This window comes from Ferdinandcohnia sp. QZ13 (assembly GCF_031324165.1).
In the GTDB taxonomy this organism is placed as follows: Bacteria; Bacillota; Bacilli; order Bacillales; family Bacillaceae_L; genus Ferdinandcohnia.
Map to the genome: position 1 here is coordinate 2,171,601 of NZ_JAVIVW010000001.1, position 18,428 is coordinate 2,190,028.

Genomic DNA, 18,428 nt, shown 5'->3' on the forward strand with positions numbered 1-18,428 from the left:
ACACTCCCATAAGTTTTACCTCACTATTAATCTTGTAATTATACATAATAATTATATCCTTTATTTTTCCAAATGTCACTTATCCCCTTCCTCTACAACCCCATAAATTCTTAATACTTTATTTTATGAAAATAGTTTTACAATCTAAATTTAATCAAATCACTATTTATGAACTACAATAATATCATCCTCTGTACCATTGTCGGGAATACAATAACATATACCCTCGTAATATATTCATAATTGGGTTTTATCTTATTTGTTAAAAAAAAGACAAAACTCCCCCTCCTGAAAACACACACATATCAATGTATGTAAAAGTTTTCAAAGTTATCCACAAGTTATGTCTAAAATTTATTATATACCTGTTCACCATCAAAAAGGGCGCGCACCTTTTTTTCTTGAATCAGCTTTTTTACTAATTCTTCTGGAATTGATAAATATTCTGCTGTTTCCTTTACTGTTAAGTACAACTTCCTTCATCCTTCTTTACCTTCGAATTTTGTATGCTCGTCGTTCTGCGTATTCTGAGCAAGGAATACATACCTTTATTGTATTCCCTTTATCATCGACATACTTTCGCAGAGGCTTTATTTTTCTTTTACAAATCGTACATTTCGCACCAAAAAAAGAAAACATCGACACCCTCCTTTTGATTTTAACATGGGAGAGAGGCTCAGGCTAACTTTCATAATTCAGTGAAATAAAATTAAAAGTGATCAAAAAAAGCCTTAACTCTAGTTGAGGCTTCATTTACTATTGTTATTTTTACCAAGTTTCTCGTTTCCGCGTTTAAAGTTGCCTGTTATTTTAGCTAACAATACTTGTATTTTTATTTTGTCATCTTCAACTTCTTTTATCTTTGTTATAAGACGTTCAGCATCCCGACCATTTACCATTTTAATTTGTTTTCCTTCAAAATAAATCATAACCATTCCTTTTTTCGTAATTTGATAAGTAAATGGTTCTTCAGTTAATCGGTTTCTTTTGTCTATTTCGCTCATTTTACGGTCTCCCTAACTATTTAAAGTAAACTGCTAGTCAAAACCGATTCGTTCGATAAACATTCATTGGGGGACAAGGCCCCCAATGACTAAAGTTTCACATTATTTCACTGCAACAAACTGATCGACAAAATGCTGTGGATTTAGTTTCTCTCCAGTGGCTCTTTCGATTTTTTCATTCCAATTATATAACGTACCTGGCTTAAAGAAATCATTCATCAGGAATTCTCCCACTTTTTCTGTGAAGAGATCTGTTGAGATGTTCTTCTCAATATAGCGCTGAAGCTGGGAAGTTGTTAACTCACCAAGTAGATAGTTTTGGTAATACACTGGCACTAATGTAAAATGAATCTTCGCAGCCCAATGCGGATAATCCTGGTTTTCAGGTGGTGTCAAATATTGAATTTCATTCACAAGCTTCCACCATAAACGGTTCAAATCTTGATCAGGATTTTCGTAAAGCTCGCGTTCAAAGAACACAAAAGTCATAATCCAGCGACCCGCAATTAACATTTGACGGCGTAAAGATTTATCAATAAGTGGCTTTAATTCATCCACCTTCTCTTGGTCCAACCCTAAAAACTGGTGAAGCCATTCAGGATTTTTACCGAAGCGACCATATAACATTGCAATCGCCTCAGTTGTTAATGTATGTGCCGGACTGCGCAATAAGAACGGGAGACTACGATCGATATATTTAAAATAGACCGCATGCCCGTATTCGTGGAGCATCGTATTGGACCAATAATCGGACGGCACATTATTACTTAAGACACGAACATCACCCTCACGGTCAATATCGGTACAAAATGCATGCTGGTTTTTCTTTTCTCTTGGATACAAATCACTTTTTTGAAGCATATCTGTAATATCCATGCCCATTTTTTCGAAGGTTTGAATGGATAATTGCTCGAGATTCTTCTCCTCATAGAACGGATCTAAATCCAATTCCTTAGATGGAGGCGCCTCTTGGAAAAATGGATCGGCATAATGCCATGGTCGAAGGTCTTCAACCTTAATACCAAATCGTTCTGCAAGCTCTTCATCCATCTCCTGTTTTACCTGACGGAATGGCTCATCAGAAAGTTCCTTTAGCTTTGTAAATATCGAAAAGATTTCTTCACGGTCAAGCTCCTGTGATTCGAAGCTCATCTGATGAAAATTTCCAAATCCTAGTGAACGTGCGGCCTCATTGCGTTTTTTCACAAGAGTGAGTAATTTTTCTTCAACTTCTTTCGCAATTTGCTTGCTTGCATGCCATGCTTGTTCCCTTAGTTCAAGATCATTGCTTTTGATTAAAATCTGACGGACATCGTTTTCTGATACTTGCTTTCCATTTAATGTCGCGCGGAATGTGTTAAACACACCAACTAATTCAGTTGATAGTTGAACCATTTCCTTCAGTTTATCTTCTGGAAGTTGGTTTTCTAGCATGTGTGAATATAAAAGTTCAAGCTGGCGTTTTTGAACCGGATTCTCTGTTTGCTCCAGATATTGTTTTACTTGCTCAAAGCGTTCCGCATTTGAAAAATAAACACTATATGCAGTGTCCGCTTCTGCCGATTTCGCATTCCACTCGTCCTCCCCAGTGGTCGCAGCCATCCATGAAGCTTCAGCACTATTAATATGCAATTCACGAATTACTTTATTTTGATCCTCTAAAAATTGTTCAATTGACATTGGATTACCCCCTCATACCCTATAATTCTAGAAAAATAGACAATATCCTTTATCCTCTCATTCTCTCAAACCCTAAATATCGCGTTCCTTGAAATGTAAGTTTCCCCATATCCCCTTCAGCAAGCTGACCATATTCACCACCAGAAACCTTAAACTCTGAGCGATCGCCACTCTCGAACTCAAATGTAACATAGTAACTCGTGGATGATGTGACATGATCGTGATGATGTGGTTCGGTTTGATGGTGGGTATGTCTACTCACATGTGTGCGCTTTGTTTTTACAAGTGCAGGAACACTAAGTTTGGGTGAATCTTCATTCTTTTTCCATTGACTGATTCCTTTCCCCATATTAAAAATAATGAGTCCAATCACAACAATGAACATAATCATTACAAAAATCGGGACAGCATTGAACATAGCATCTCCTGGATACATTAACCTTCCCCCTTTTTAAAGGAATCTATATTAAACAAATACGCTTTAAAATACATAAAGTTTCAATGTTCGAAAAATTTTTTCGTAAAAAAAGAGACGGTTGGGACAATAAACCTGTCCCCCCGTCTCCAAAAAAAGACCTTCATTAGGACAGTAAGTCTGTCCCAAGGTCTTCGTTTGTTAATTATTCACCTAGATCGACGTTGTGGTATACCTGACGTACGTCTTCAAGGTCTTCTAATGCATCGATCATTTTTTCGAATTTTTCTTTTGCATCGTCTGGAAGAGTTACATCGTTTTGTGCAAGCATCGTTAATTCAGCTACTGTAAACTCCGTAATTCCAGCGTTTTTAAAAGCTTCTTGAACTGCGTGGAATTGTTCTGGCTCCGCATACACGATGACAGCATCTTCTTCTTCAAGAATGTCGCGTACATCAACGTCTGCCTCCATTAACAATTCTAGAACTTCATCAGCCGTTTTTCCTTCGATACCGAAAACAGCAGTTGCATCAAACATATAAGCTACAGAACCACTGACACCCATGTTTCCGCCATTTTTACCAAAAGCGGCACGTACATCTGAAGCTGTACGGTTAACGTTATTTGTTAAAGCATCCACAATCACCATTGATCCATTTGGACCAAAGCCTTCATAGCGTAGTTCATCGTAACTTTCCTCTGAACCGCCTTTTGCTTTTTCAATGGCGCGGTCAATGATGTGTTTTGGTACACTGTATGTTTTTGCACGCTCAAGAACGACTTTTAAATGTTGGTTTGACTCAGGATCAGGCTCACCTTGTTTTGCTGCTACATAGATTTCACGTCCAAATTTTGCGTAGATTCTACTTGTATTCGCATCCTTGGAAGCTTTTTTTTCCTTGATATTATTCCATTTACGTCCCATCTTGAACACTCGCTTTCAACTTATGAATCTTATCTAATTATAATGTAAGTGTTGATCACTACAAAACGCTACCGTTTCACAACTTACATTTTGAACAAAATATATTATACTCCAACATTTAGCGCTTTTCGAGAAAAAATTAGAAGAAAATGTAACCAAAAAAACGCCTAGACATTAGCACCTAAGCGTTTTGACTTTTCTTTTAAACTAAAGTTAGTTGCCAGGAAACGCCGAAACGGTCGTTTATCCAGCCGAATTTTTTGCTGAATCCATAATTACCTAAAGGCATGAGTTCTCCTCCGCCTTCTTTCAGCTTATGATAAAGACTATCGATTTCTTCTTCCGTACTGCATGTTAGATAAATCGAAAATGAAGGAGTGAACGTAAACTGATGCTTGATATTACTATCAATGCACATAAACTCCTGTCCTTTTAACGTAAAAGTTGCATGCATGACCGTTCCTTCATCGCCAGGTCCATTCGCCCCATACCGAACAATATTTGTAATCTCAGAATCCTCAATGAGTGACGTATAAAAATTCATCGCTTCCTCTGCATTGCTATCCTGAAACATTAAAAATGGTGTTACTTTTTCCATAATCAAATTCTCCTTTTTTCTTTTTCATTTTTAGTATATCCCTACTGAGCTTGATCCAAATCTCTTGATACGTTAATACGGTGTTCTTGTCTACTTTTACTATTTACAAACCATATACCTACTAATACTAGCAAAATTCCCGCTAACGTTACCACACTTAAGCTTTCATCCAAAAATATGTATCCAGAAATGACTCCAACGATGGGTACAATTAATAAAGAAGTCGACGCTTTGCTTGCTTCTGTACGCCTTAAGATATGATTCCACATCACAAATGCTAAGGCAGAGGCAGCAACTCCTGAAAACAAAATATACACTATAGGCATGAATCCCCAATGTGATTCACCCGTTTCAAATGAAAGAGTATATACCAATAATCCCACCGCTCCGATCGTCATCTGCCAAGTAGTAAATTGAATGGTATCACAATGTTTTAATTTCAGTTTAAATAGCAAACTCGCAATTGCCCAAGATATAGCGGAGCTTAAGGCTAGTAAAACCGTCCAAATAGATCCTCCAAAATGGATATTCATCGCAAGAAATAAACCCAGAATGCCTACCACAATCCCGAAACTCTTTCTAACTGTTAGCCGTTCACCAGGAATCCACCTATGCGCCATGATTGATAGAAAAAGTGGCATACTGTATGTAAGAACAGAGGTAAGTCCTGCACTTATGTGGTTAAGTGATATTTGAATCGCAATGTTAAAATAGGTGGTTTGGAGGATTCCACATAGAATGAACCACTTAAGATCTGACTTATTAGGCAGTGGTATTCGTTTTAAAAAGCACAAACCTAGGAGTACAATGGATCCTGTTAAAAACCGCCATGCAGCAAATTCCCCAGGAGGAAAAACACCGTTCCCCAATTTCATGACAACAAAATTAAATCCCCAAATCAGACATAAGATGACCATAGACATGTACATAAGGAAGTTTCTCCTCCTCTCCGTTTAGCTAGAAAAAGAACAGCCAAGTTTGATTTATTCTTCGATTTTTAAATACTCGAGCTCTTCTTCCTGTATTTCTCCCACAGGCTGCAAATCCACACTGCCACCCCATGAAGCCCCACCAACCATGGTAGCACGGGAATCTTGCCTCTTGTGTTCATTGTTGTATGGAATCCAACCAAAATACACGTCCTGAATGACAGGGAACATGTTTTGAAAAATGGAATCTGGTTGTTTCGTTTCCTCCACTTTGATCGAAGCCATTATCACGCTCTGCCAATCCTTAGGAAGATCCATTATCCCGTACGGTTTTTCTTCAAAATCAAGGATGGTCTTCATTTGAAGCCTTGGGTTATAATTGCCAATTTCATCTGTAATCCGATAATTTCGATCCCTCAGCAAATAAAATTCTCCATAACTTATTTGATCCCTTGGGTGAATATTCCAAAATACCTTATAGGAACTCGGATCCGTACTCTTTAACTTGATGACCATAGGACCACCTACTGTGCTATCAAATTCCATATTCCATTTATGGTTTTTCCACAGCCAAAGACTCATACCATATTCGTTTTCATTTGTAACAATTGGTACAAAAACACGGCGTTCATCTATCTCAATAACATCCAGGACCTCATTTACTTCAGAATACCTTTTAAAAGTATCAGTTTTAGTGAAGGTAGTTGGCTTAGCTAGGTAAAAATAATAGATCAAGAAAAGAAGAACAACTAAACCTAACAGCCCTATTATCCTTTTACGCTTCATTTATTTTTCACCCCTTTTAAAAAGACAACATCGGAGCGAAAATAATATTGTTTTTTAGGTGTTGCAATTAATAGGCCTTTCCCATCTTCTTCAATGAAAATGGTTGTAGGTACATTGCTTCCCCATTTTCCTTGTACTCCAATCACTTGATATGGAAATCGTTCTTTCCTCGTATTAGGTTCTCCATACATATATGTTTCCTCGTACCACTGATCACTAAAAAATTCCGTTTGTTTCATGGTAGACAGTTGTTTCATTACTATATCCTTTTGCAAGGTAACATCCTCTGCGACTGGATGTGTATTGATAACTGTTGCACGTTCGACATCAGAAATATAGGTTGCTATATTGCTTGGAGGATAGATTACATACTGTAGGCCAACCGAAGCCAAAGTCAACATGACAAAAAGAAAGTTTGCGAGAAAACCAAGCCAAGCATATTGGCGATACCTCTCCCAACGCCCGTCCTTTGATCTCAGAATAAAATAAAGAATCCATACACCTAACGGTAAAATGGGTATCTTCATAAACGTTTCAAATAGGTTCATATTAAAAGAAAATGTAAAAAATCCAACAAATAAAACAAGAATAATCTTCCACATCTTTGGTTTCTCTTCTTGTTTTTTATAAATTCTATATGTAAAAAAAACAATTGTACCCCATCCAACAAGGAACGTCATCATGGATATAAGGCTTATATCAAAATCAAACCGAAATGTAATGAGAACCACCCCTTTTTCCTTTACCTTACTATATATTCGTATTGATGTGCCTGATTCCCTTTTTCAGGCAAATAAAAAGTGCAAAGCCAATTAGGCTTTGCACGTTCTTGATGCGATAACTCTCATCTATACAACCGCTACTTCATTACTCTGCAGGATTTTCTTCTGTCCATACCTGCTGAAGTGCACCAAGGAAAGTGGACGTCGGCTGCGCACCAGAGATTGCGTATTTTTGATTGATAACGAAAAACGGAACACCGGTAACACCAATTTGTTGCGCAAGCGATTCATCAATTCGTACATCATTCGCAAATTTCTTTTCATCCTTTAATACGTCAAGGGTAGCTTGGCGATCCAAACCTACAGACTCTGCAAGATCAGCTAGTACCTCATGGTCACTAATGAGTTTTCCTTGTTCAAAATAGGAGTGAAGGAGAATCTCAGTCATTTCTTTTTCTTTCCCTTCAGTTGCCGCGTATTTTGCAAGGCGGTGAGCATCAAATGTATTTGTGTGTTTCATTGCATCAAAATCATAGTTTAACCCGACATCTGCTGCTTGCTGCCCTACACTTTCATTCATTTGCTTTGCCTGTGCAACGCTTGTTCCATATTTGGAAGCAAGCAATTCATGGATGCTTTGTCCTGAATAGGGCTTTGCATTTGGATCTAATTCAAAGCTTTTGAATTCTACTTCTACTTGGTCACGATGTGTAAATTGCTCAAGCGCTTGTTCTAAGCGACGCTTACCTACATAACAAAACGGACATACAAAATCCGACCATACTTCAATTTTCATACTGACACCTCATTTAGGTATTTTTCACTATGGTAACATATACATTTTGTAAATGCTCATTGAACGACTTTGGTATAAAATTTCCACTTTTGAAAGCCAAATACATTAGAATGCCGTAACGGTAGATGGTTGGGTTGATTGGGGTCGAGCGTGTAGTGCAAGACCATTGTTGCGGGACATGCTTAGGGGGATTTTTGCCACAGCTTGTACCGCTAAACCATCCTTGCGGCACATACTTGGGCGATTTTTGCCACAGCTTGTACCGTTAGATCATTCTTGCCGGACATGCTTGACGGGATTTTTGTTCCAGCTTGTACCGCTAGACCATCCTTGCGGCACATACTTGGGCGATTTTTGCCACAGCTTGTACCGCTAAACCATCCTTGCGGCACATACTTGGGCGATTTTTGCCACAGCTTGTACCGTTAAATCATTCTTGCCAGACATGCTTGACGGGATTTTTGTTCCAGCTTGTACTGCTAGACCATTCTTGCGGCACATTCTTGGGAGGATTTTTGCCACAGCTTGTATCACTAGACCACCTTTGCGACACATACTTGGGTAAAATGACTCCGAGCATGCATCGCAAGAACTCTTATCCACCTATTTTCCCCGCCCAAAATTCCAACTTTTGAACATTTAGTGAAAAGTATTTGACAATTTTGTGAACAAAGTGAATAATTTATAGTAGGAGGATGAGGAAAAATGAAAACTACTATGCTTGAGGCTGTTAAGTATTTTGGGGGAACAGTGCTTATTGCCGGTATCATTATTTTTTGTCTAGGATTTTTCGGAAGCGGTTCCAGCGTATTAACGCCGATTGGAATCGGAACAGTTATGGGAGCCATTTTTGTCTTTTTAATGGGGCTGTTTTTAATTGCATCTGAAGAAATGTTACTGAAGGCACAGGGGACAAAACAAGACTAAATAATTCATACATTAACTATAGGCTTAGCCGTTCAAAATCGGCTAAGCTTTTTATTTGCATAAAAAAGAGTGCCCCTAAAGGACACCCTCGATCTTTACATATCCCAAACTAACAGGAATAGTGTACCGAAAATTGTAACAATCGCGATAAAAATCATGAAATAAACATTTGCGTAAATAGCCCAACGATCCTTTGTTTCACCTGCATGCATGAATACAACTAGTTGTACCAATGCTTGCACAAATGCTGTAACAATGAGTATTGTTAACCCTACTGTAAAGGATAGATCAAGGAAGTACACGGAAAGAGCAATAACTGTAAGAAGCAATGAAAAGACAAAGCCATTTATTTGTTTTGCTGGAAAAAGTTCTCTCATATTACATCATTCCTTTCAAATAGATGAAGCTGAAGATGAAAATCCAAACTACATCTAGGAAGTGCCAATACAATGAAAAGATGAACGATTTTCCAGCAGTTTCTGCAGTTAAACCTCTTTTTCTGATTTGGAGAAGAATCATCACTCCCCAAAATAATCCAAATGTAACGTGAAGTCCGTGTGTTCCTAAAGTTGTTAACAACATCGCAGTAAATGCGCTTGTTTGTAGACCTGCTCCAACATGGACATAGTGTACAAACTCATAGATTTCAACACCTAGGAAGGTTAAACCTAGAAGCAATGTGACCGCGAAGAAGCCCATCATTGCCTTCACTCTGCCAATACGCATTGCATGAACCGCAAGACCGATTGTAAAACTACTAGTTAAAAGTAATAATGTTTCAATTAAAACAGGTGTGATTTCAAAAATCTCTGCACCTGAAGGACCGCTTCCGATACGGTTCTCTAATGTAAAATACGATGTAAACAATGTTGCGAAAAGCATAATTTCAGCACCAAGGAAAACCCAGAAGCCAAAAATATTTAATTCATTTTGGTGCGTACTATATTCAAGAGGTTGCGAGTGTCCTAGTTTCATAGTTTAGCACCTCCAAGTTTTTCTTCTGTTTCTTTAATCTTTTCAACTGGAATGTAATGTCCAGGATCCTTTTCAAATGAACGGTATGCCATACATACAAAGATACCAATTGTTGAAGCAATCAACAGTGGCCAAATCGCAAATACGAATGAGAAGCCCCATACAAAGAAAATGCTACACATGATGAACGGAAGTCCACTATTGTTTGGCATATGAATTTTTTCAATTTCACCTGGGAATAGCTTATGCTTTTTCTTTTTGTCATCCCAGAATGGTTCGCTAGAGTTCACACTTGGTGTTAACGCAAAGTTATACTCAGGAACTGGTGTATGTGTTGCCCACTCTAAAGTACGTGCATCCCATGGATCGCTGCCGATATCTCTAGGTGAGTAACGGATACTGTAATACACGTTATATACAATTAGAACAAATCCAATTGCCATAATACCCGCACCGATGAACGAAATCATATTCAATGGACCAAAACCAGTTGCCTCAGAGTATGTGTACATACGACGAGCCTGACCATCTAATCCAGTGATGTACATCGGGAAGAATGCTAATACAAATCCAATTGCTAGTGACCAGAAGGTCCATTTTCCGATTCGTTCATTTAACATAAATCCAAACATTTTTGGCCAGTAATAGGTGAGTGCAGCAAGCATCGCAAACACAACACCTGGGATAATTGTATTATGGAAGTGTGCTACAAGGAACATTGTATTGTGGTACTGGTAGTCCGCTGCAGACATCGCAAGCATAACCCCAGTTACCCCACCGATTGTGAATAATGGAATAAATCCAATTGAGTAAAGCATTGGAACTGTAAAACGGATTTTACCTTTCCATAATGTAAACAACCAGTTAAAGATTTTCACACCTGTTGGAACAGCAATCATCATGGTTGTAATTGAGAAGAAGCTGTTAGATGCAGCCCCCTGCCCCATTGTAAAGAAATGGTGTGCCCAAACTAGACATGAAAGGACTGAGATGATAACCATTGAACCAACCATTGATTTGTACCCATATAGGTTTCTTCCTGAGAAGGTTGAGATGATCTCACTGTAAATACCGAACGCAGGTAGGATTAAGATATAAACCTCAGGATGTCCCCAAACCCAGAAGAGGTTGGCCCAAAGCATATCCATTCCACCGTTTGTGCTTGCAAAGAAATGTGTACCGAAAAGTCGGTCCATTGTTCCCATTGCTAATGCAACTGTTAAAACTGGGAATACTGTTACGATAATTAAGTTCGCAATAAGAGTTGACCATGTGAACATAGGCATTTTCATCAATGTCATGCCCGGTGCTCTCATTTTTAAAATGGTCGTGATCATATTGATACCTGTCATTAAGGTACCAAGACCCGATATCTGCAACGCAATCATATAATAGTTCGTACCAACTGATTGACTGAAATCATTGCCTGCAAGTGGGAAGTATGAAGTCCAACCTGCATCAGGTGATCCACCAATTACGAAAGAGATGTTAAATAGCATTGCCCCCATAAAGAAGAGCCAGAAGCTGATTGCGTTTAGACGTGGGAATGCCACATCGCGCGCTCCAATTTGTAATGGTACAACATAGTTCATAAAGCCCATAATAAACGGCATTGCCATGAACATGATCATGATAACACCATGTGTTGTAAAAATCTCATTATAGTGCTGTGCGTCTAACAGCTTTGCTTCCGGTGTAGCTAGCTGTGCACGCAGCATAACTGCATCCACTCCACCACGGAACAGCATGATTAAGGCGGAGATTAAATACATGATTCCAATTCGTTTATGGTCAACGGTTGTTAACCATTCGCGCCATAGATAACCCCATTTTTTAAAATAGGTTAAACCGGCGACTATTCCGATTACGGTAAGTCCAATTGCAACCATCGCTGCATAGATGGCGGGACTAGGATGTGGTATGGCAAAACGTTCGAAGAATTCCATCCGTTGTTACTCCTTTCAAATGAAGTGAATTCGGCGTTCAAAATTTATTAGTTTGAATGTTTAAAGACATTCTTTAATGAATAGTTCGTTTTTGTCTTCGAGATATCGTATCAGGGACATTTATTTATTTTTATCCTCGTGATTTGTCCGTGAGAAGCTCTATCGGAGACATTTTCCGGCATCACACCGTTTGTTTTGTCCTTGATACGTGGTATCAGAGACACTTTTCTGCTTTACACTGTTTGTTTTGTCCTCGAGACACTGTATCAGAGACAATTCAATGACTTTCCCTGAAAGTCTTGTCCGTGAAGAGCAGCATTCCTAAATATTAATGCCCATCATGCTCTGAATGAGCTTCGTGCTCGTCATGACCTTCCTGGTGACCTTCCTCAGAATCTGCTGAGCCATGATCATGCTCTGGTGGCGGTGCAAATTCTAGATGAGTTCCAGTAAACGTCATTTGACCAAGATGGCCAGGTTCTAACAGCTGATCAAATTTTTCTTCGGTAAGAGGCTTAGCAGTTTCTTTAACCTCGTCTACCCATTCCTCGAACTCTTTTTCAGGAACAGCCTTTACACTAAATGTGTTTTCTGCAAATCCTTTACCACTGAAGTTTGCGTTGCGTCCCATTAATTCACCCTGCTCATCGGCAGCAAGATGCAACGTCGTAATCATGTCGGCCATGGCATATTTTTGCCCGCCAAGCTGTGGAATCCAGAAGCTTGTAATTGGTCCGTAAGAATAAAGTCTGAATTCAAGTGGTCGGTCTGTTGGAACATATAAGTAATTGACTGTTTCAATGTCCTCTTCCGGGTAGCTAAAATGCCATTTCCAATCGGAAGATGATGCATAGATTACCAATGGTTCTTGGTCTTCGTAGCCTGTTGGTGCAGATTCGACAATGTAGTTACTTTGTACAGATACAACTGAGAGATAACCAACGATTAAAATTGGGATTCCGATACAAATAGCTTCAACCCAAGGATTTCCCTCAATATGTGGTGGTTCGTAATCCTCTGGCATTTTTGAAGCTCGATATTTAACAAGTATATAGACTAATAATACGAAAACGACAATGACTACTACTGACATGATTCCAATTGAAAGTAGGATATCTTGGGCTTGCCTCTCAGCTTGTGGACCCTTTGGATCAAGGACCATTACTGGTTCACAGCCTGTTAGCACTGTGGCAATAGTAAAAACCATTGATAAGAAAAACCATTTGATTTTCATAAAAGTACTCCTTTCCGAATGGATGCTCTTATTTCACAACTATGAATGTCATACTGAAATTGTGTACAACTTCACAAAGTTGTCAAAAATTTTTTAGCTACTTGTTTTTTTCGTAATATATTGAAAAACTGCAGCTAAAACTTTATTTTTCCAAAATAATTTCTTTAGAATTTTATCACTGTGTAAATGATAATAACATCAAAACTTTAAAAAGTTGTTACAGAATCAAGAAGGAAGTTTTTGGAAATTATAAATTTCTTTAACATAAATATCGCAAACCTTGATGTGACGCATATCACAGGTGTTTTTTTCGAATTTGAACATTTTGTTACAATCTTAAACCAAAAAAAATTCCCTCATTATTAATGGAATCTCATCTAGCAATCCATACTATAAAAAATGATGTTTCGTAAAGGTGGTGGGGATACTGAAATTATTGTGGACGATAATGCTTTTCTTTTCTGTTCAGCAATTCCAGCCTCAAGATCATGTATACATAACCTATGAAGGAAATCCGATTGCGACCGTGAATCGGGCTGAATATTCTCTCCCATTGCTCGGTGTTCCTACATTGAACACCAAAAAATTTACAGATTTTCTAACTTATTTAGATGAGCAAGTATACGAAGAACCAATGGACGCGAAGATCAGCAAATCAGGTGATATCGTCAAGGAACATGTCGGAGTGAAATTAAATAAGGATAAATTCACAAAGTTATTCTACTCTAGCTTTTTCGGAAAAAAGGATTTCATTGAGGTCCCGATTGAGCGAATTTATCCACGTGTAGATAGTGAGCTTTTATCAACGATACGGGTCAAAAAGATTGGGCAATACGTGACGCATTTTAATTCTTCTAATAAAGAACGTGCCACAAATATTGCTCTTTCCGCCGCATCCATTGATAGTTATGTGCTGTTTCAAAATGAAACCTTTTCATTTAATAAGGTCGTTGGCAAACGAACAGCTGCCAGAGGATATCAGCCTGCGCCCGAAATCATTAGAGGTGAATTGATTGAAGGAATCGGTGGTGGGATTTGCCAAACCTCCTCAACCCTATTCAATGCCGTCGACCTTGCCGGAGTTGAGATCGTTAAGCGCTATTCCCATAGCAAACGTGTAGGTTATGTACCTCCAGGGCGCGATGCAACAGTGAGCTGGTATGGACCAGATTTTCTTTTTAAAAATACATACAATCAGCCGATTTTAATTCGAGCGAGGGTGAGTGGAGGAACACTTATCGTTTCGGTTTATTCATCTGAGGATATCAATTACAAGCCACGAAAAATTATACCTAAAAAGGAAAAGAGAGACCAATCCTAACTTACTTTGGTCTCTCAATTTCAAATATGTTTCCTATTTTCGCATAAAAATTGCCTGCCAAACGGCTTACCGCTCCCAGTCCTTCTTGGTCAATCCGGCCGTTGCTATATAGTTCCTTATCAACATGAAACTGGACCACTTTTCCAATGAGCAAATCACAACCAGGCTGTTCCTGCCCGCCTAATTCGATTGCCTGCTCCAAAACACATTCAATACGAATTTTGGCTTCCTTTATACCCGGCACTTTTATGCTTGTACTTTCGACCGGAGTTAGTTGGGCTAGCTCTATTTCACTTTCATCTGATGGAAGACTCGCTGCCGTAATATTAATCTTTTCTACATTACTCTCATCCACGATATGCACAACAAACTCTTTTCCTTCTATACTATTTCGAGCCGTGTCCTTCATGACTCCCTCTTTCCGTTGAATTGATAATGAAATGAGGGGTGGATTGGATGATACTATATTAAAATAACTAAAAGGTGCACCATTTAGCGTACCTGTCCGCGATAGCGAAGTTACAAATGCAATGGGCCTAGGGATAATGCTGCCAATTAACAGCTTATAATTATCCCTTTCTGAACTCTTACTTGGATCGATTGAAATCATTTATAATCTCCTTTTAATCCAGACTTCTTACTTCAAATGGTAACACGATATTTTCTATTTTATGACGATGTGGTTCATATTGTGGAGGTAGTTTCAGTTCTGAACCCATTTTCTCATATTCTTCATCGATGCCAAATCCCGGAGGATCTGTTGCAATTTCAAATAAAATTTCACCATGCTCTCTAAAATAAATGGCATTAAAATAATTTCGGTCGCGCACTTGTGTCACCCCATAGCCATAATTGGCAATGTATTGTTGCCATTGTAATTGCTCCTCATCATCCTTCGCACGCCATGCGATGTGATGTACGGTTCCCACACCCATTTTGCCTTTTTCACCAGGAGTTCGTTTGACATCAATCACATTTCCAATGTCACCTTCAGCTTTAAAGCGAAGAAAATCTCCTTCCTCACCTATGCGCTCTAGTCCCATAAGTGTTAGAAGCTTTTCTGTCTCTTCAGGCTGTGAGGAAAATAAAATCGCACCACCAAAGCCCTTTATTGCCACATTAGAGGTCACGTCTCCAAATTCCCACTTACTGTTTGCCCCTTCTTCTCGTTCTACAAGTTCAAGATGCAGTCCGTGGACATCGTTAAATTGAAGATATTGTTCTCCAAAACGTTCTGTTTTCTTATAAGAAAGATTGAATTTCGTTAACCTTGATTCCCAAAAAGGAAGTGCTCCCTTCGGAACTACGTAAGTTGTTACTCCTACCTGGCCATCGCCAATTTTTCCTTGATACGCATCTGCCCATGGGAAAAAGGTAATGATGCTACCTGGATTGCCGACATCATCTCCAAAATAAAAGTGGTACGTACCTGGGTCATCAAAATTGACTGTTTGTTTCACAAGGCGCAGTCCTAGAACACCAGCATAGAAATCGACATTCTCTTGGGGATGTCCAACAATGGCAGTAATATGATGTATGCCTGCTGTTTTCATAGTTTCTATCTCCTTTTATCATTCGTTAATTTAGTTTCCAACAATTAGATTGGAATATTCACTTCAAAAATTACCTTTAATTGAATTATCTTGAATTCAAGATAATTTTATATCATGATTTAGAGATTGTCAATTTTATATCGTCAAACCATTAGTTTCACCTATTTAAAAGCCTTCCGGTTCGTCCGGAAGGCCTGTATCTAAAATTAATTTCACGAAGCGATTAATTTTTCGGCAAATTGTCTGCCAAATTCTTTACATACTATTTCATCTTTTTCGGTTGGAGTCAGTTCGATTTTCAATGGCTCTACAATAACATCTGCTCCATTTTGTTTCAGTTTTTCCACTAATAGGTCGACGGCACCGCCGTAATTCGAGTATAAAGTGCTACCTGATCCGAACACCGCACTCTTTTTCAAATAAAAATCAAGATGATCCATTTCGTCGTAAAAATCTAATAACTCATCAGGGAGCTCACCTTCTCCCCAAGTGTAGCTTCCAATGATGATCCCATCGTAGTTTACTAGTTCTTCGGGGTCTATTTCAAAGCATTCTTTAACGTCCAGTTGGATTCCTTTTTCCTTCACACCTTCTGCAATATATGTTGCCATTAATTCTGTATTACCCGACATGCTTGCATATACGAGAATGGCATTGGTCAACGTTCTCACCTTTTCTTCAGTTGTTCGCTTTCTTCCTTAGCTCTTCTAGTTGTTTGATGATGATTTTTCTTTGTCCTTTTAGCTCAATGAGACCTTGGTTTTGAAATGCTGAAAGTCGCCGACTGAGTGTCTCCTGTGAGGTACCAAGATAGGATGCGAGGTCTCCTTTGCGAATGGGCAGGTGAATGGTCATGGAGTCATCTTCCTGCCCTTCAATAAGCTCAACTAAATAGCTTGCTACCCGCTTTTCCACATCCTGTGAGTTTAACTTTTCAATGAGTGATTCCGTTTCATGGAGTCGACTCGTAAATTCCTCTAAGATTTTCAATGAAATGGTTGGGTAGCGTAGGAGTAATTGATGAATGTCCTGTTGCTGGATGGTGCATACCTCCGTATCTTCCATTGCCTCTGCAAAGCTTGTCGTCATTGTTTTTGAAAAAAGAGATAGCTCGCCAATGAAGTCACCTTCTTCAACAAAACGGATAATTTGTTCCTTCCCGTTTTCCGTTATTCGATACATTTTTACCAAGCCTTTATGAACAATAAAAAGTTGCTCAGAGAGTTCAACTGAATGGAATAAAAGCTCACCTTTTTTGAGACGTTTGCTTATTGCGACTTGTGAGATTTCAGCCATTTCGTTTTCAGTCAAATGGTTGAAAATCGGTACCCTTGAAATACATGAATTTTTCATGAGATCATCGTGATTACAAGAATGACAGGACATTTTCATCTTCTCTCCTTTATTAATCGATCAATTAACACCCACTGTTGGATGGAAGTACTTCTCTAAACATACCAGATACTAGGAGAAACTACCTTGTTAAAACACCCATGATTCCTAGAGTTGCGACTGCAGTTATTTTGCTACACCATTATTTTAAATGAATGAGTGAAGAGAAACTTTGACGTGGGTCAAAATTGGGGATGAATTTAAATTTGAGGAATAAAGAAGAGGAGGTTAGCCCTCCCCTTAGTTTTGACGAGTATTTTTCGAATAGCCATCGCGCGAACGGTATTGCTGTGGTGCTCTTGCTGGGTAGCGCAGTGGAAAACTGAACATATGGACCAGTTTTGTAAAGGGAATCGATGCAAATAATAGGAACGACAAGATGACGTGAATTTTAAACAGAGTGGGAACTTTGAGCATTAATTCAGGCTGTGGATTTAATGTGAATAAGCTACGGAACCATGGCCCTATTGATACCCGATACTCGTATGCCGCAACTGTTGTGTTGTACACCAATGTCATATACGTCCCCAAACCAGCAATGATTAGTAGCAGAATGATTGTAAAATAACTGCCTGCCGACGTATGGACATGAACGCGCTCAATTACAAATTTACGAATTAAAAATAGAACCAATCCGAGCACCACCATAAGCCCGGCAACACCCCCTCCGGCTATGGCAAAAAGGTGATATGTATGGTCGTCGATTCCGATTGCATTGTAAAACTCAAGAGGAATTAGCATCCCCATCACGTGACCGACAAAGGCGAAAATAATCCCATAGTGAAAGATCACAGATGCATAGCGCAGCCACTTTTTCTCAAAGATTTCTGTTGATGGTGCAGTCCAGCTTTTGCCTCGGAACACAAACCGATAAAATGACCCTACGACAAGGATTGCAGCGCATATATAAGGATATGCTGTCCACCAGAAATGTAATTCCATTCAATGACCTCCTTTCAAATTCATGAAGCAAAATAGGAAAAACGCAAGGCGCCCACTTATCAGCGACATGCATAAGACAAGCACTGAAAGAAGGCGTCGTTGGCCTTCAGAAGCGATTGACTTATGACCTCGAGCCGGTGGTGCCTGGAGCTAGACATTAACACTAAGTACAGAAATTATACTTTCCGTATTTTAAAAATCATCAATTTATCCACATAAGAACATTTGTTTTCCACAGCCTGTGGATCCTTTTGTGGATAGTGTTGACAGATCACCCATTTTC

The 18,428-nt window shown here is 38.9% G+C and carries 20 protein-coding genes and 2 pseudogenes; 2 read left to right on the forward strand and 20 right to left on the reverse strand.

Annotated features, from left to right (window positions below; translation table 11 throughout):
• Positions 1–365 precede the first annotated feature (365 nt).
• From RGU12_RS10545 to RGU12_RS10595, 11 genes and pseudogenes are all read right to left on the reverse strand, one after another.
• A pseudogene (locus RGU12_RS10545) lies at positions 366–473 on the reverse strand (excisionase family DNA-binding protein); the annotation flags it as partial.
• A 276-nt stretch (positions 474–749) separates the two neighbouring features.
• Positions 750–1,004, reverse strand: a complete 255-nt coding sequence (locus tag RGU12_RS10550) for a hypothetical protein (protein WP_309536047.1) — start codon at positions 1,002–1,004, stop codon at positions 750–752.
• A 102-nt stretch (positions 1,005–1,106) separates the two neighbouring features.
• Complete coding sequence (locus RGU12_RS10555) at positions 1,107–2,684, reverse strand: M2 family metallopeptidase (protein WP_309536048.1); 1,578 nt, start codon at positions 2,682–2,684, stop codon at positions 1,107–1,109.
• Positions 2,685–2,733: 49 nt separating this feature from the next.
• Positions 2,734–3,120, reverse strand: coding sequence for a DUF2500 domain-containing protein (locus tag RGU12_RS10560; protein ID WP_309536049.1), 387 nt, complete (start codon positions 3,118–3,120; stop codon positions 2,734–2,736).
• A gap of 184 nt (positions 3,121–3,304) precedes the next feature.
• Complete coding sequence (locus RGU12_RS10565; RefSeq protein WP_116353563.1) at positions 3,305–4,024, reverse strand: YebC/PmpR family DNA-binding transcriptional regulator; 720 nt, start codon at positions 4,022–4,024, stop codon at positions 3,305–3,307.
• A gap of 202 nt (positions 4,025–4,226) precedes the next feature.
• Positions 4,227–4,622, reverse strand: a complete 396-nt coding sequence (locus RGU12_RS10570) for a VOC family protein (RefSeq protein WP_309536050.1) — start codon at positions 4,620–4,622, stop codon at positions 4,227–4,229.
• Between the two features lie 41 nt (positions 4,623–4,663).
• On the reverse strand, positions 4,664–5,551 hold the full coding sequence (locus RGU12_RS10575; protein WP_309536051.1) for a DMT family transporter: 888 nt from the start codon (positions 5,549–5,551) through the stop codon (positions 4,664–4,666).
• 54 nt (positions 5,552–5,605) lie between these two features.
• Positions 5,606–6,337 carry a hypothetical protein gene (locus RGU12_RS10580; RefSeq protein ID WP_309536052.1) on the reverse strand — a complete coding sequence of 244 codons (732 nt, stop codon included), beginning with the start codon at positions 6,335–6,337 and terminating at the stop codon, positions 5,606–5,608.
• Entirely contained in the window at positions 6,334–6,939 is a 606-nt protein-coding gene (locus tag RGU12_RS10585; protein ID WP_309536053.1) for a hypothetical protein, read from the reverse strand. The genes RGU12_RS10580 and RGU12_RS10585 overlap by 4 nt, the downstream gene beginning before the upstream one ends.
• A 271-nt stretch (positions 6,940–7,210) precedes the next feature.
• A pseudogene (locus RGU12_RS10590) lies at positions 7,211–7,855 on the reverse strand (DsbA family oxidoreductase); the annotation flags it as partial.
• 372 nt (positions 7,856–8,227) lie between these two features.
• Positions 8,228–8,389, reverse strand: coding sequence for a hypothetical protein (locus tag RGU12_RS10595; RefSeq protein WP_309536054.1), 162 nt, complete (start codon positions 8,387–8,389; stop codon positions 8,228–8,230).
• A gap of 171 nt (positions 8,390–8,560) precedes the next feature.
• Between RGU12_RS10595 and RGU12_RS10600 the strand changes: the two genes are divergently transcribed.
• On the forward strand, positions 8,561–8,782 hold the full coding sequence (locus RGU12_RS10600; protein ID WP_116353552.1) for a hypothetical protein: 222 nt from the start codon (positions 8,561–8,563) through the stop codon (positions 8,780–8,782).
• A 95-nt stretch (positions 8,783–8,877) separates the two neighbouring features.
• Here RGU12_RS10600 and qoxD read toward each other — a convergent pair whose 3' ends face one another.
• The 4 genes from qoxD to qoxA all read right to left on the reverse strand — a co-directional run bounded on the left by qoxD (position 8,878) and on the right by qoxA (position 12,937).
• Complete coding sequence (qoxD, locus tag RGU12_RS10605) at positions 8,878–9,159, reverse strand: cytochrome aa3 quinol oxidase subunit IV (protein ID WP_309536055.1); 282 nt, start codon at positions 9,157–9,159, stop codon at positions 8,878–8,880.
• Between the two features lies 1 nt (position 9,160).
• Positions 9,161–9,757 (reverse strand): cytochrome aa3 quinol oxidase subunit III, encoded by a 597-nt coding sequence (gene qoxC / locus RGU12_RS10610; protein ID WP_116353546.1) that lies wholly within the window; start codon positions 9,755–9,757, stop codon positions 9,161–9,163.
• Entirely contained in the window at positions 9,754–11,703 is a 1,950-nt protein-coding gene (gene qoxB / locus RGU12_RS10615; RefSeq protein ID WP_309536056.1) for a cytochrome aa3 quinol oxidase subunit I, read from the reverse strand. The genes qoxC and qoxB overlap by 4 nt, the downstream gene beginning before the upstream one ends.
• 328 nt (positions 11,704–12,031) lie before the next feature.
• Positions 12,032–12,937: a cytochrome aa3 quinol oxidase subunit II gene (qoxA, locus tag RGU12_RS10620; protein WP_309536057.1), complete on the reverse strand. Its 906-nt coding sequence runs from the start codon at positions 12,935–12,937 to the stop codon at positions 12,032–12,034.
• A gap of 427 nt (positions 12,938–13,364) precedes the next feature.
• Between qoxA and RGU12_RS10625 the strand changes: the two genes are divergently transcribed.
• Complete coding sequence (locus RGU12_RS10625; protein ID WP_396232341.1) at positions 13,365–14,258, forward strand: VanW family protein; 894 nt, start codon at positions 13,365–13,367, stop codon at positions 14,256–14,258.
• A gap of 1 nt (position 14,259) precedes the next feature.
• Here the strand turns inward: RGU12_RS10625 and RGU12_RS10630 are convergent, their stop codons facing one another.
• The 5 genes from RGU12_RS10630 to narI form a co-directional block, all read right to left on the reverse strand.
• On the reverse strand, positions 14,260–14,868 hold the full coding sequence (locus tag RGU12_RS10630) for a flavin reductase family protein (RefSeq protein ID WP_309536058.1): 609 nt from the start codon (positions 14,866–14,868) through the stop codon (positions 14,260–14,262).
• Positions 14,869–14,881: 13 nt separating this feature from the next.
• Positions 14,882–15,811 carry a ring-cleaving dioxygenase gene (locus RGU12_RS10635; protein ID WP_309536059.1) on the reverse strand — a complete coding sequence of 310 codons (930 nt, stop codon included), beginning with the start codon at positions 15,809–15,811 and terminating at the stop codon, positions 14,882–14,884.
• A gap of 212 nt (positions 15,812–16,023) precedes the next feature.
• On the reverse strand, positions 16,024–16,473 hold the full coding sequence (locus tag RGU12_RS10640; RefSeq protein WP_309536060.1) for a flavodoxin: 450 nt from the start codon (positions 16,471–16,473) through the stop codon (positions 16,024–16,026).
• A gap of 16 nt (positions 16,474–16,489) precedes the next feature.
• Positions 16,490–17,164, reverse strand: a complete 675-nt coding sequence (locus RGU12_RS10645) for a Crp/Fnr family transcriptional regulator (RefSeq protein ID WP_309536061.1) — start codon at positions 17,162–17,164, stop codon at positions 16,490–16,492.
• 279 nt (positions 17,165–17,443) lie between these two features.
• A complete protein-coding gene (gene narI, locus RGU12_RS10650; protein WP_309536062.1) occupies positions 17,444–18,145 on the reverse strand; it encodes a respiratory nitrate reductase subunit gamma in 702 nt (233 codons plus the stop codon).
• Positions 18,146–18,428: the final 283 nt, after the last annotated feature.

Excerpts from the sequence above, each read along its gene's own strand:
- RGU12_RS10550 (WP_309536047.1), bottom strand. The coding sequence starts at position 1,004 with ATGAGCGAAATAGACAAAAGAAACCGATTAACTGAAGAACCATTTACT.
- RGU12_RS10555 (WP_309536048.1), bottom strand. The coding sequence starts at position 2,684 with ATGTCAATTGAACAATTTTTAGAGGATCAAAATAAAGTAATTCGTGAA.
- RGU12_RS10560 (WP_309536049.1), bottom strand. The coding sequence starts at position 3,120 with ATGTATCCAGGAGATGCTATGTTCAATGCTGTCCCGATTTTTGTAATG.
- RGU12_RS10565 (WP_116353563.1), bottom strand. The coding sequence starts at position 4,024 with ATGGGACGTAAATGGAATAATATCAAGGAAAAAAAAGCTTCCAAGGAT.
- RGU12_RS10570 (WP_309536050.1), bottom strand. The coding sequence starts at position 4,622 with ATGGAAAAAGTAACACCATTTTTAATGTTTCAGGATAGCAATGCAGAG.
- RGU12_RS10575 (WP_309536051.1), bottom strand. The coding sequence starts at position 5,551 with ATGTACATGTCTATGGTCATCTTATGTCTGATTTGGGGATTTAATTTT.
- RGU12_RS10580 (WP_309536052.1), bottom strand. The coding sequence starts at position 6,337 with ATGAAGCGTAAAAGGATAATAGGGCTGTTAGGTTTAGTTGTTCTTCTT.
- RGU12_RS10585 (WP_309536053.1), bottom strand. The coding sequence starts at position 6,939 with ATGTGGAAGATTATTCTTGTTTTATTTGTTGGATTTTTTACATTTTCT.
- RGU12_RS10600 (WP_116353552.1), top strand. The coding sequence starts at position 8,561 with ATGAAAACTACTATGCTTGAGGCTGTTAAGTATTTTGGGGGAACAGTG.
- qoxD (WP_309536055.1), bottom strand. The coding sequence starts at position 9,159 with ATGAGAGAACTTTTTCCAGCAAAACAAATAAATGGCTTTGTCTTTTCA.
- qoxC (WP_116353546.1), bottom strand. The coding sequence starts at position 9,757 with ATGAAACTAGGACACTCGCAACCTCTTGAATATAGTACGCACCAAAAT.
- qoxB (WP_309536056.1), bottom strand. The coding sequence starts at position 11,703 with ATGGAATTCTTCGAACGTTTTGCCATACCACATCCTAGTCCCGCCATC.
- qoxA (WP_309536057.1), bottom strand. The coding sequence starts at position 12,937 with ATGAAAATCAAATGGTTTTTCTTATCAATGGTTTTTACTATTGCCACA.
- RGU12_RS10630 (WP_309536058.1), bottom strand. The coding sequence starts at position 14,868 with ATGATTTCAATCGATCCAAGTAAGAGTTCAGAAAGGGATAATTATAAG.
- RGU12_RS10635 (WP_309536059.1), bottom strand. The coding sequence starts at position 15,811 with ATGAAAACAGCAGGCATACATCATATTACTGCCATTGTTGGACATCCC.
- RGU12_RS10645 (WP_309536061.1), bottom strand. The coding sequence starts at position 17,164 with ATGAAAAATTCATGTATTTCAAGGGTACCGATTTTCAACCATTTGACT.
- narI (WP_309536062.1), bottom strand. The coding sequence starts at position 18,145 with ATGGAATTACATTTCTGGTGGACAGCATATCCTTATATATGCGCTGCA.